The 15,036-nt window shown below is 36.9% G+C and carries 6 protein-coding genes; all 6 read right to left on the minus strand.

Annotation, left to right across the window (positions count from 1 at the left end; genetic code table 11):
* Positions 1–92: 92 nt before the first annotated feature.
* Complete coding sequence (locus HGP29_RS19370; protein WP_168884078.1) at positions 93–4,967, minus strand: PKD domain-containing protein; 4,875 nt, start codon at positions 4,965–4,967, stop codon at positions 93–95.
* A gap of 267 nt (positions 4,968–5,234) precedes the next feature.
* Positions 5,235–6,788, minus strand: coding sequence for a sulfatase family protein (locus HGP29_RS19375; protein ID WP_168884079.1), 1,554 nt, complete (start codon positions 6,786–6,788; stop codon positions 5,235–5,237).
* 1 nt (position 6,789) lies between these two features.
* Entirely contained in the window at positions 6,790–9,285 is a 2,496-nt protein-coding gene (locus HGP29_RS19380) for a glycoside hydrolase family 2 TIM barrel-domain containing protein (RefSeq protein WP_168884080.1), read from the minus strand.
* A gap of 32 nt (positions 9,286–9,317) precedes the next feature.
* Positions 9,318–11,009: a sulfatase-like hydrolase/transferase gene (locus tag HGP29_RS19385; protein WP_168884081.1), complete on the minus strand. Its 1,692-nt coding sequence runs from the start codon at positions 11,007–11,009 to the stop codon at positions 9,318–9,320.
* A 12-nt stretch (positions 11,010–11,021) separates the two neighbouring features.
* Positions 11,022–12,797 (minus strand): arylsulfatase, encoded by a 1,776-nt coding sequence (locus HGP29_RS19390; RefSeq protein ID WP_168884082.1) that lies wholly within the window; start codon positions 12,795–12,797, stop codon positions 11,022–11,024.
* Between the two features lie 12 nt (positions 12,798–12,809).
* Positions 12,810–15,002: a glycoside hydrolase family 3 C-terminal domain-containing protein gene (locus HGP29_RS19395; RefSeq protein WP_235958331.1), complete on the minus strand. Its 2,193-nt coding sequence runs from the start codon at positions 15,000–15,002 to the stop codon at positions 12,810–12,812.
* Positions 15,003–15,036: the final 34 nt, after the last annotated feature.

Below are 15,036 nucleotides of genomic sequence, written 5' to 3' on the forward strand. Positions count from 1 at the left end.
TTTTAATAAATAAAAAAATACCGGAGAAAAACATCTCCGGTACTTCTTTCAAAAATAACATGAGTGAATAAATTTTATCACCTATGTTGTATTTATTTTACGATTAATTGAATACTCTTTATGAAGCTTTCAGATTGTACATGTAGAATGTATACTCCGCTAGCAGCATCACTTAAGTCCAGCTCATGGATACCTGTAGATAAAGATTTTCTCTCTACTACTTGCCCTGAAAGATTGATTACTGATACTTCAGCATCACTTAATAACTCAATATTTGTTCTTCCTGAATGAGTAGGATTCGGGTAGCATTTTACTAGGTCAGCAGCTAAATCTTCTGCAGAAGTAGGTGCTTGAATGTTCGCTGACAATACAGTTACTGTTACTTGATCTGTAACTACCATATCCGCTACTGTTGCCTTAAGTACAAATACATAATCATTGTCATACTCAAGTTCAGGTGCAGTGAATGTTGGTGTAGCACTATTAACATCAGAAAGTGTAATTCCTTCAGGAACGATCCACTCTAGTTGTACATCTAAAGGAGTAGAAGCCGTACCATCTAATGTCACTTCATCACCCGCATTAACCGTTTGGTCTTCCCCAGCATTGGCTACTGGTTGTTCTACAGATTTGATTGTAATCATTACTTCGTCTGTAGATGTCATGTCTCTGTAAGTGGCAGTTAATGTGAAAGTATATTCAGTATCTTCAGCCAATTCAGGTACATTGAAAGTAGGTTGTAATGCATTAGCATCACTTAAAGTAATTCCTTCTGGGGCAGTCCAAGTAATGTTAGCGTTTTGTGGTATTGTTGCCGTAGCATCCAATGTCACTGTGCTGTTAATGTAGGCTACTTGATCATCCCCAGCATTGGCTACCAATTCAGGATATACCAATACTTCCACTTCGTCAGTAGATTCTCCTTCAAGGTATTGTGCTCTAAGTGTAAATGTCAATGTAGTTTCTTCAGTAACATTTGGTGCTGTAAATGTCGGCATTGCTGAAGTGTTATCAGATAGAGTAATACCTTCCGGTGCTTCCCAAACAAATGTAGTTTCCTCAGGTGTTGTTGCAGAGGCATCTAAAGTTACTGTCGTACCTTGTTTTACTACTTGATCATCGCCAGCATTAGCATTGATTTCTGGAACTACAGTTACTTTCACTTTATCAGAATAAGAAAGCATTCCTTTTTTAGCTGTTACTGTAAATTCATATTCCATAGGAGCTACTAAACCAGATGCACTTGTAAATGTTGTTGACTTCATATCTGTTGAAGACAAAGTAACACCACTCGGAGCAGTCCAAGTATAAGTAAACTCATCAGAAGAGTTGTGAGTGGCCATTAGGTCAACTGAACTACCAGATTGGATAACGATATCATCACCAGCATCCAATTGGAAATCAATACCATATTCTACAACGCTGAAATCATCTAAATAGAATAATTCCTCTTCTGTTTTAGGTGTTTGGATATATAACCTTGTTGGTACAATATCTCCTTGTGATAATGATTTTGAGATATGGAAATTCTCATCGATTGTGATGATTTTTTCAAAAGAAACCCATTCACCAATAGTGGCATTGAAATCTCCCCAGCTTATACCTGGAGCAGTGATACCTAACTTCGTTGCGCCAGAATCTTTCCACTCATCACTTGGCATAAATCTAATGTTGTAGACTTCAACATTCATTGTTTCTACCAAGATTTTACCTGTGAACTTATATTGTTTTCCCACTTCTAGATTAAAGTAGCTATCTGAAGATGTTTCTACTAAGTCGATTTTTGCAGTGGCTGCAACTTCTAAGCTTGATGTTCCTTTCGATTGCTCTGAAACAATATCAGAAATAGAGAACATTTCACTTTCAATACCAGACCAACCTACTGATTTGCCCTCTTCAAATCCACCATTCACTAAAAGTTCTAAGCCACTAATCTTTTCATTAATTACGGTAATAACTACGTCATCTGCTTTTGATGAATTTACCCCATCATTTACAATTAAACTGAAAGTGAAAGAAGTTTCTCCTTCTACCATCGGGGCCGTAAATGTAGGCATTGCAGCAGTATTGTCCGATAACGTAATTCCTTCTGGAGCAGTCCATGCATACGATAAATCACCTTCTGTCTGACTTTGAGAACCAGAACCATCTAAAGTAATAGTCGCTCCAGTTCCTACAGTTTGATCATTCCCAGCATCTGCTACAGGAATTGAACTTGGGTTTACTGTAATCACTACTTCATCAGAAGCAGAAGATTCACCTAAGTTGACAGCCAAAGAGAATGTAAAAGTAGTACTTTCAGTCACGATAGGAGCAGTGAAAGTTGGCATAGCAACATTAACATCAGATAAAGTGATACCTTCTGGTGCTGTCCAAGTTAAGGTAACATCTTCAGGTGTAGTGTTTGATGCGTCTAAAGTGACAATATCTCCGGCATCTACTGTCTGATCATCGCCAGCATTGGCAGAAATTCCTGGAACAACAACAACATTTACCTCGTCAGAAGCTTCAAAACTTCCATCACTAGCTTTTAACTTTAATGTATAAGTAGTTTCTTCAGTGATATCACTAGCAACATCAAAAGAAGTAGCTAATGTATTTGTAGAAGTTAATGTAATTCCTTCAGGTGCTTCCCAAGTATATGTAAATGAATTTGATGAATTATGGCTACCCATTAGATCAACAGTGGCACCAGGAAGTGTTGTTTGATCTTCTCCAGCAGACAAAGTAAAATCAATGTCTGTTTCTTCTAACATCAAATCATCAAAATAAATAAGTTCGTCTGTTGCATCATTTGAACTTTGAAGATGTAATCTTGTGCTAACCACATCACCTTTTGATGAACCAGCCGCAAAAGCTTCGTCAAAAGTTAATATCTTTTCGAAAGAAACCCAGCTTCCTTTTTCTGGTTGTAAATCACCCCAGCCACTACCTGATTGTGTAATAGAGAACTTCGCATTATCAGCATCAAACCAATCATTTGATGGCATAAAACGTAAATTGAATACCGTAACCATCATTTTATCAACTCTGACTTTACCAGAGAATTTGTAAGCTTTTCCGATTTCAACATCTATGAAATCATCCATATGAGTTTGGACACCGTCTACTTTACTAGACGTTTCAAACTTAACACTTTTACTACCTTTCGACATTGGATCTACCACATCTGATTGAGCATAAGCACCCATGCCAGTCCAACCTTTCGTTAGTTCTTCTTCAAAACCTCCATTAACGATTAAGTTTAATCCATTAATGATTTTGCTTTTTGCAACGAAAGAAACAGTAGCAGGTTCAGAGTCTACTTCTCCGTCATTTACGACTAATGAAAATGTTAGTGTCGTTGTTTCTGTAACCACAGGAACTGTAAAAGTAGGAATAGCAGCATATGCATTAGACAAGGTAACTCCATCAGGGGCTGTCCATGTAAATGATAGTGCATCTTTGTTTTCATCATAAGAATCTGCACCGTATAATGTTACTACCTCACCAGATTCTACTGTTCTTCCTGACCCTACAACGGCTACAGGAGCTTTATTGATTTCTACTAGAGTAATCTCCTCGTTATAGTTTTCTGTTGATAGGGTAAATGTTCCCTTTTTCTCTTCAAATAACGTTTTTTGAATAGCGTATTCGTAATCACCAACAACAAGTTTTTCAACAGTCACTTTGCCTTCAGCATCCGTAGTGAATGATTTATCGAAAGTAAGGTCTGTCTTTTTTAAATTGAATGTAGCATCTGCTACAACTTCACCGTCCTCATCTTTTACTACAAAAGCAGCAGTATACGTTACCAGCGCATCTGAGACTAAAGTGATAGTTTTTTGTTCATCACCTGTACTGAATGATCCAGTATATTCGTTGTAGCCTTCAGCATTTACTGAATAGTCGTAAGTACCAGATTCTACTAGACCTTCAGGGTTACCGTTAGCGTCTGTTGTATAGTCTTTTAAATTGATAGTCACAGTAGCACCACTAATTGGATCTGTTCCATTAGAAGTAACAGTTAGAGGTATATCATAAAAAGCGTCCATTATAGAGAATGCCGCGTCTGGGAATCCGCTTAGAACAGGGTAAGAGTTGGTATTCATTTTCCAAGCACCACTTTCTGTAAAATCTAATGCTGAGAATTGACTTGCATCTGTCATTTCAAGAGGAGTAAGTACAGTTACCTTGTCAGAAGGATTTTCTTTACCCGTAGTAGAAATGGCATATAAGCCAGAAATCGCAATATCGTTTTTAATATTTGCATCTGCTGTGATACCAGGAACACCATTTAAAACAGTACCATAAGTGGTAGCATTAGTGATGGATGCACTTGCTTCTACAGCATTCATATTACCAACAATACCACCGTTATTACCCCATTTGGCATCCAGTTCTACTGCAGCAAAGCAATCTGTTAGCGTTACATTTACAACCATACCAATCAATCCGCCAATTGAGCCAGATCCTGATACTTTTCCACCTAAAATAAAACACTGATCAACTATCGTATTCCATTCTGCATGACCAATAAGTCCACCAACTCTTTCAATGTTAGGTACTTTTTGTTCGTTCGATAAATTAATAATACCTAAATGTTTTATTGAAGCACCTTGGCTATATCCGATAAATCCAACTCCTAACGAAGATTGGTCCGGATGTTTCGTAATCGTAAGGTTGCTGATGGTATTGAAGCCCCCATCAAATGAACCTTTAAACGTTTTTGAAACATCACTTCCAACTTTATATCCAATAGGATGGAAAGTTTCGCCATCCATATCAATATCCGTAGTTAATTTAAAGTGCATACCCCATAACTCAGAAGAATTATCTAATTCAATCAATTGAGCTTTCGATGAAATTAAATAAGGGTCTTCTACAGTACCGGCACCATCAAACGATTGAGCTTGGCCGGTGGTATGAAAACATAGGCTATACACTGCGAGCCATAACAGTGTATGTAGTTTGTAGATGTATTTCATTTTATACTAAGAATAGATTGTTTTAAAAAGTTTTTTCGTACTTCAAAGATGTAAAACTTACACTAAAAAATAGGGTGTAAAAAATCCGCCAATTGAGGGGGTGAATTTTTTATATTTTCGCCCTTAGTAATCCTTTCTAAGTAGGTATACCTAAAAATAAGCTTTTTTGGGGTATAAATAAATAACTATGTGATGAATACGATTTAGGACATAAAAAAAGGAGAAGATAAACACCTTCCCCTTTTCAATTCTTAAGCTATTTTATAGTTACATCAGTTCTAATTTTTTTGTTTCGTTATAGTCCAGTCCTCTAAGTTTTTGAAATTCAGCCAACAGTTGTTTTGTCAATTGTGGATTGTCTTTCGCAATATTTTTCATTTGTGAAGGGTCTTCTTTCAAGTTGTAAAGTTGAATTTCAGTGTCATTACCCAACTCAATATTTACCTGTTTATTTTTCTTCTTCCCTTTGTAAGGAGGTATCAATACTAAGTCTCCTTTTCTGTATGAAGTTCTTGTTGTCGCTTCAAGAATAAGGGAAGTTCTTCCTTTTTGATCAGCACTTAATAAAGCCCCTAAAACATTTTCTGAATCTGGAGTGGAAATTTCACTACCTGTAAGAGCAGCTAATGAATTCAATAAGTCCATTTGACACACTAAAGCATCCGATTTTCCAGGTGCGATGGTTCCTTTCCAATAAGTAATAAATGGAACATGGGCACCCGCATCATAAAGGGAATATTTTCCTCCTCTTAATCCACCTTTTGGATCATGATTACCAATTAATTCTACCGCTTGATCGTAGTAACCATCGTTTAATACTGGCCCATTATCAGATGAGAAAACGATTAGCGTATTTTCTTCAATACCCTCTTCTTTTAATGTTTTTAAAAGTTCGCCAATACACCAATCGGCTTCAAGAATCACATCACCTCTTGGACCCATTCCTGATTTTCCTACAAATCTTGGATGTGGCGTTCTAGGTACGTGAGGCTGCTGCATTGTGTAGGTTAAGAAGAATGGAGCTTCTTTATTTGACTGATCTTTGATATACGATTTCACTTTTAAAAGGAAATGATCTGCCATATCTACATCACTCCATAAAGCAGATTTACCACCTTTCATATAACCGATTCTAGGGATACCATTCACAATTGAGTTATTGTGCCCATGGTGCCATTTCATTTTCACCATTTCTGGGTGATCGATAGCTGTTGGTTCTCCTTCAAAATTTTTATGGTAATCGATCTGAATTGGATCATTTTTATCCAATCCAACTACATCACCATCTTCAATATAGACAGTAGGAACTCTATCTTGAGTTGCTGCCATGATGTAAGAATAATCGAAACCTACTTCGTTCGGGCCTGGTGAAATATGTTCGTTCCAATCTTTATCATGTGTACCTAAACCAAGGTGCCATTTACCAATAATGGCTGTTGAATAACCAGATGATTTCAACATTTTTGGTAACGTCATTTGTTTAGTACTGATGAGCATCGGAGCAGATCCAGGAAGTATTTGAGCATTTTTTCTCCAAGGATACTCTCCGGTAAATGCCGCATACCTAGAAGGTGTACAAGTGGCCGACGAGGCATACCCATTAGAAAAGTTAATTCCACCATTGGCTAAGGCATCCATGTTAGGCGTTTTAATCTCAGTAGCTCCATTGGCACTAATATCACCGTAGCCAAGATCATCCATATATACAAAAATGATATTTGGTTTCTTGTTGAGGGATTCACTTACCGTAGAGGTGTTTTTTTGGCACCCCCATGACAGTAATGCCATAGGGATGATCATCAAATTATATATGCTTCTCATCTTAAAGACTTTGTTGAAATGAAATAATAGTTTCTGCAGAGGCTAAACCTTCTGCTGTTGCTGTTAATTTTATTGGTGAAGAAGCATTTTTTGTTCCCTGGATTATTGCTAATGCCAAGCCATTAAATACTTCCATATGTTTTCCTTTGTGTGGAGTAACTGATGTGGCATCTCCATTGCCAACACCTGCAATTTTACCATCACCTGATACTTCGAACTGAATATCATTTGAAGCGGTGTAACAGAAGTTACCGTCTTTATCTACTACTTTAACAGTAACATAAGATAAATCTTTACCGTCTGAAGCAATTAAATTACGGTCTGCTTCAAGCACAATATGATGTGGTTTTCCTGCAGTCTTAATGACTTTTCTAGCCACCTCTTTTTTATCAGTATAGGCTACCACTTCGATTTTACCTGGCGTAAATGGAACGTCCCAACTTAATCTATATTTAGACATCATAGGTCCTTTCTTCTTCCAATCTCTATGCGTCATTTTGATAGGAGTAAGGTCTACGCCTTTCACTTTTTTACCGAAAGATTTTCCGTTAACGAAAAGCTCAACTTCCTCAGCATTGGTAAAAGCATGTATTGGTATAATTTCGCCTTCTTTACCGTCCCAGTTCCAATGCGGTAAAACATGTACCATTGGTGTTTTAGTCCACTGACTTTGGTACAAGAAATACCTGTCTTTAGGGAATCCACATAAATCGGCTGCACCAAAATAAGACGAATGGGAAGGCCAATCTCCGTTCCAATATCCATTGGTCCAGTTGTCTTTTCCTCCAAAAGGTGTTGGTTCTCCTAGATAATCGAAACCGGTCCACATAAACTCACCCAAAATTCGGGGGCTTTTTTCTAACATATCAAATTCCAAATCAGGAGGATAAGCCCAAGGTGGTCCTACTAAATCATAACTTGTAACTTGTTTAGATCCTTCGGCAACTTTAGGCTCGACGGGTAAGTCATAGTATCCTCTTGAACTGGTACATGAAGAAGTCTCTGAACCATAAACTATCCATTCAGGATATTCTTCAAGAATTTTTTCATAACGCATAGGGAAGTAGTTAAACCCTACAACATCAATCTCATGTGCTAACTTGTTGACAATCGCTAATGGATGGTAGTTAAAACCTGCAGTGACAGGTCTTGAAGTATCTTCAGATTTTGTAATTCTAGCTAAACGTCTGGCTTCTTTCCAACCGTCTTTTTTTGTTTGTTCTAGAATCTCATTTCCAATACTCCACATAATGATAGAAGGGTGATTTCGGTCTCTGCGGATCATTGCTCTAAGATCAATTTCACTCCACTTATCCCAATCTTTGTTGTAACCGTTTTCTACCTTTCCGATTTTCCAATTATCAAAGGCTTCATCAATCACAACCAATCCCATTTTATCACAAAGTTCTAATAATACTTTTGATGGAGGGTTATGGCTAGTTCTTATGGCATTTACTCCCATGTCTTTCATGATTTGTAATTGCCTTTCTTTGGCTCTTCTATTTACAGCAGCTCCTAAAGGACCTTGATCATGATGAAGACATACCCCTTTAAGTTGGATTCTTTCACCATTGAGTAAAAAACCTTCCTTTGCTAAAAATTCAATTTCTCTTACCCCAAATGAAGACACATATTTGTCTAAAACCTCATCTCCTTGTTTGATATATGTGACTGCTGAGTAAAGGTGAGGGTTTTCCATCGACCAAATTTCTGGTTGCTCAATAGTTAATGTTTGAGAAACTGTTTTTTGAGCATTTTTATCCAGTTTATAGGATTTTGTGATATTACCCACTTTCTCACCTTTTTGATTCTGAACGATGGTTTCAATATCAATAGATGATTGTTTTTCTAATGAATTGACAACATCAATATCAATCACTAGTTCTGCTTTCTCTTCTGAAATAACAGGCGTTTTGATGAATGTACCATCAAAAGCAATATGGATAGGGTGTTTAAATTCTACCCACACATCTCTGTAAATACCCGCACCAGGGTACCATCTAGCACTAAGATCTTCAGGGGCACATTTTACTGCTACTGTATTTATTTCACCAAAGTTTAAATATTGGGTCATGTCTAATTCAAAGCCGATATAGCCATAAGGACGTTCTCCAATTTTTTTACCATTAATAAATACCTCGGCATTATTCATTACTCCTTCAAAATGGATAAAAGCTTTTTTGCCTTCCATCTTTGAAGGAACATTAAATTCCTTTCTATACCAAGCTTCACCATGCACAGGTAGACCACCTGTACGGGAGTTATAGGCAATATCAAAAGGTTCTTCGATGGCCCAATCATGTGGGAGATCTAGTGATTTCCAAGACGCATCATTGAAGTCTTTTTTCATTGCATCAGCTTTCTTACCTCTAGAGAATTTCCATTGATCATTAAAGCTGATTTCCTCTAAACTCTCATAATCCTGTTGGGGAATTTGCTGAGAGCAAGACATTAGTCCGCATAGAAGACCAATGCCTAATACCTTTATATTTTTCATTTTATTTTCTGTTGAAATGATGTATCGAATAGTTAATCATGGATTAGCTTTGAAGGATTTTTTTGAAATTCAAAACTAGATTCCACCGTAAAACGTTCCACTAATGGTTGCCCTTCGCCTCTCGCATTTTTAATTTCATTCTCCCATACCTTTCTTAATGATTGAAGCTTTTCTTTGTAGAAGCTATCCTCTGCAAGGTTATGTAACTCATTGGGGTCAGTGCTTAGATGATAAAGTTCTTCATACACAGGAATTTCACCGTTTAATGGCCCTTCGACAAAACTTCTGTAAATAGGTATCTCTTTGTCTGTCATAGAATAAAGCACACTGTTGACATTAATGTCCATTGCTTTTGCGTATTGAATCCTTTTGCTAGCAGAAAAGTTTTCGTTTTTGTAATAACGAATATATTTCCACTCTTTGTCTTGAACGGCCTCACATCTTGGGTTACCAAATTGAGTAGACCATAAATTTTCGGTAAATAAATAAGGTCTTACTTCTGCCTCTTTATTGACTAAAAGCGGTGATAAATCTTTACCTTGATATACTTCTGGGATGTTAATTCCCGCCTTTGCTAAAAGAGTAGGGGCGATATCTATACTTTGTACCAAAGCATCAGTGTGTGGAACTCTTTTCTTTTTTGGAATTGTTGGATCGTATATAATAGTTGAAACTCTAGTACAATACTCATACAATAAAGCTTTTCCTCCCAATCCATATTGTCCCATTAATAAACCATGATCAGATGAGAAAACGATAATGGTATTTTTATCTAACTTCAGTTCTTTTAATTTTTCTTGAAGGTGACCAACTAAACGATCAATACCCTTCATTGCTTGGTACTGTCGAATCAATCGCTCCTTTGTCATTTCAGGAGTATCTACATGATCATAAATATTTTGTCGGTCTTCTACTCTTAGTAAATCAGAAGGTAGCTTAGGAGTTTTGATGTCCTTTTTTGCTATATAGTTCTCTGGTAACGGAATCTCCTGATCTCGTAAAAAACTTTTATATAATTCATCATCACTCTCTCTTTGTTGCATGCTAGACGTACTTGCTCCATGTGGTAAGTTGAAGCAAAGATTGATCAAGAAAGGTTGATCTGTTGGTCTTCCTTCCATGACCTTAAAGGCTTGCTCAATTCTGAAATCATTATTGTCTAATACATCAAAGGCCGCTTCTTCTACAATTTCAATTTGAGTATCTTTTTTAGCCCCTCTAAAGATCTTATGACGATCCTTTGGATAGAAACCTAAATGACGATGTCCACCATAGAAGTAGTCAAAGGAGTTTTCCATCACCATAGACTTGTAGCCATTTTTTCCAAGAGGAGTATGGTTTTTTCCTATATAAGCGGTGAAATAACCGGCATCTCTCATGACCATCGGGTAGGAGTTTTGCCATGCCTCTTCAGATAAAGCGGTGGCAGAATTAAAGTTTACACCATGTTTTCTTTCGAACTGAGACATCAACATCGATACTCTACTAGGCATACAAATAGGGCTTGTAATATGTGCATTAGTAAATAATGTCCCTTCATTCGCCAGTCTATCAATATTTGGAGTGGTAATCACTTTATTTCCCGTAACGCTCAAGTAATCATAAGGTTGATCGTCAGTAAGAATAAAAATAATATTTGGACGTTGATCTGTTGTTTTATTTTGAGCTACCATACTATTGATGAAAGCAAATAATAAAACATTGATAAGTATATATTTCAGCATAGTTTAAGTCATTTATAGTTTCTCCACATACACATAGTATGCACCCACTTCATTTTTATTCTTCTCGACTAAAGTGGCACTTAATGTGGTTTCCCCTTCCGGTATATTGACTTCAAAAGTGATACTTTTAGAATTTTCTGAAGAAATGTTTTCTTCCCAAACTTGATCACCAACTCTTAAATGTCCTTTCGTTATTTGGAACACTTTTCCTGCGGGTAGTACATAATTTTTGAATTCACTATGATATACTTCTGCAGAGGCATTGATAGGTAAGTTGGCCTCTTTAGGATAGCGTTGGATTGAGATTTTGTATTTTCCTGTTTGAGTGAAATTAACTCTCCATTCTCCATTTCCATTTCCACCTTTTCGGATTAATTTCTGATTCCAAGGGATCATACGTTCCTCAGCTACATGCCAATCATGGGCAGTTAATGTAGATGGATTTTCATATTCTGTACCCAGTTTGATATAAGGGAATTGATCGAAACATTTGTATTGTTTTTTCCAGTTCTTCTCGTAGCCTTTTCTTAGTTCCTGAGCGATTTCTGGAAATACTTTAATTACATTTTTAGCCTGCCCAGGATCAGAAGATACATTATACAGTTCTTCATTGTTGACTAACCTCCAGTTGCCTTTCATGGTGTAAGAATTTCTCCATTTTTCTGGGAATTCAATACGTTGAGAGTCTCCAACTAGTATTCTTTCAATATCCTTATTGTTAGATAATACCTCTGTTAAATCTGTACCATCAAACTTTACTTTATTAGGTAATGTTAGTCCACACATTTTTACTAAAGTGGGTAATAAGTCGATATGTGCAGTTAGAGTATTGACATCTTTAATTTTTGATAGTTGACCATCTTTCCAGTAGAAGAAGCAAGGAACTCGATGCCCACCTTCATAGGCACTACCTTTTGTTCCTCTCATACCGGCATTGTATCCACTCGCCAGTAAACCATCTTTAAACTTGGCACCATAAGCGGTACCGTTATCGGTCATAAAAATTAAGATAGTATTATCAGCAATACCCCATTCTGTGAGTTTATCTCTTAAGACACCGAGATTATCATCGATGTTAGAAATCATCCCATAAAATTCAGCTCTACCTTTTGGAACACCTTGTTCTAAATAGGGTTTGGAGTATTGTGTAGGCACATTTAAAGGTCCATGAGGAGCGTTGGTAGAAATGTAGCAAAAGAACGGCTGATCTTTATTTGTTTCAATAAAAGATAAGGCATTGCGAAACCACACATCAGTACAATAACCTTTTACTTTTTCTTCTTCTCCATTTCTTAAGTAGACATCATCCTGATAATCATTGTTCCAATAATCAGGAGTTTGACCTACACCACCGCCTCCATGAGTAAGTACCTCTTGAAAACCTCTAAACCTTGGTGAAAACGGATAGTTATCTCCTAGGTGCCATTTACCAAACATGGCTGTTTTATAGTTATTATGGCTGAAAATATCTGCCATCGTTACTTCATTTTCATACAATAAAGATCTTCCCATTACAGTATGCCAAACACCAACACTATTAGCATACTTCCCTGTCATAATAGCCGCTCGGGTAGGGGCACATGTAGGACTAACATGGAAATTAGTTAAGTGAACACTTTCACCATATAGATGATCAATGTTAGGTGTATGAATTTCTTTATTTCCATGTGCACCTAAATCTCCGTACCCTTGATCATCAGTGACAATAAGTATCACATTTGGCTGTTGTGCATAATTAAATGCGGTAACGTATAAAGTTGAAAAAAGGAAGATGATAAAATATCTCATGTTGTAGTCCTTCTATAGGATTTTGACTGTTGTAGTTTTTAAGTTGGCGCCTAGTTCATTGCTTCTTTTCATTGGTGAAGCATTACCTATCGTAATATTTAACTTCCCTTTTGGATCTACAGCTTTCCCTTGATCATCAAAAATTTGTCGCTCTTCTTGTGAGATATGGAATGACACTTCTTTAGATTCTCCCGGAGCTAATTTTATTCTCTGGAACCCTTTCAGTGAATGGTTTGGAGCATCAAATTTTACTTTGTATTCCGATAAATATAATTGTACTACATCCTCTGCTGTATGTTGACCTGTGTTTGTGATTTTTACAGTTACTTTCAAGTCTTCTTTTGCTTTTATTGAAGATTTTGATAGTATGATATCATCGTAAGAGAAAGAGGTATAAGAAAGACCGTAACCAAATGGATACATAGGATCTACATCCATATATCTGTAAGTTCTTCCTGCCATAGTGTAATCATCATATGCTGGAAGTTGGTCAACAGACTTAGGGAAAGTGATTGGTAATTTTCCTGAAGGTGAGGCATTACCAAAGATCAAGTCACCTATGGCATCTCCGCCTTCTTGTCCAGGGTACCAAGCAAATAAAATGGCATCGGCTACCTCTGCTACCTCTGTTAAATTGATAGGGCTACCTCCTGTGATAATAACAATCAAAGGATTCTTAGACTTCGATTTAATTTTCTTTAGGTAAGCAATTTGATTTTCTGGTAGCTTCATGTTGTTTCTATCTCCCTTTGAGGATGAAGCAATAGCTTCTCCTTCTTCTCCTTCAATCAGCCCAGAAATACCCATTACAGCAATACAAGCATCAGCACTAGCTGCTTCACCCGTCGACCAATCGATAGGGTTATTATTTGGACGGTCTAGTAAAATACCTTGTTTGTAATTGATACTTGTACCAAGGCTTACTTTGCTGACGATACCTTCTAAGATGTTTGTCATATGTCCACTCACACCGAAGTAATTACCTAATAATACTTCACTATTATTGGCATTAGGACCAACAACATATAATGTTTTAATGTCTTTCTTAAGTGGTAGTGCATGATTGTCATTTTTTAATAACACTACAGACTTTAAAGCAGCATTATAGGCTAGATTTCTATGAGTCTCACATTCTACAGTATCCGGAGAAACTTTATTGTAAGGGTTCAGCTCTGCTGGATCGAATAGGCCTAGTTTGAATCGAGTAGCAAGAAGATTACGCATTCTATCATCTACTTCTTTTTCCGTAATTAAACCTTGGTTTACTGCAGCCACAATATTTTGTTTATATACTTTACCACAGTTTAGATCAGTTCCAGCTTTGATAGCTGCTGCTGTGGCTTCAACACCCGATGGATAAACTTTATGATGAGCATAAAAATCTTCAATAGCTCCGCAATCAGAAACTACATGTCCATCAAAACCCCATTCTTTTCTTAAAATATCATCTAATAATAATTCACTACCACATGCAGGGTCTCCAAAAACTCTATTATATGCACCCATTACTGCTTCTACATCACCTTCTTTTACCAAAGTTTTGAAAGCAGGTAGATATGTTTCTCTAAAATCTCTTTGATTTGGTACGGCATCAAAAACATGGCGATCTTCTTCAGGGCCTGAATGTACAGCATAATGTTTTGCACAAGCTGCCGCTTGCAAGTACTTCTCATGGTCACCTTGTAAACCTTGTACAAAGTTTAACCCCATTTGTCCAGATAGGTAAGGATCTTCACCATAAGTCTCCTGACCACGACCCCATCTTGGATCTCTAAATATATTGACATTTGGTGACCAGAACGTTAACCCAGCATACTTACTTCTATTGTCCATTTCCATTGCCACCAAAAACTTTGCTCTAGCTTCTGCACCGATAGCAGTGGCGATATCATGAATAAGTTCCTTATCGAAAGTCGCAGCCATACCAATCGCCTGAGGGAATACGGTTGCTCTACCATTTCTGGCAACACCATGTAAACTCTCATTCCACCAACAATATTTTGGTACTTCCAGTCTAGGAATAGCTTCACTTACATCGATTAATTGAGAGGCTTTTTCTTCTAAAGTCATTGCTTTTAGGAGTGCATCAATACGATCATCTGTGTCGCGATAAGGATCCAACCAGATAAATTCTTCTTGTGCTTGTGCTCTAAAATTTAGAGTGAACAAACATAAGGTCATTAGAGTAAGTAATAGAGTTTTCATTTCGATACCTAAAAATATTTGTTGTTGTTTAACT

The organism is Flammeovirga agarivorans, from assembly GCF_012641475.1.
GTDB classification, from domain to species: Bacteria; Bacteroidota; Bacteroidia; order Cytophagales; family Flammeovirgaceae; genus Flammeovirga; species Flammeovirga agarivorans.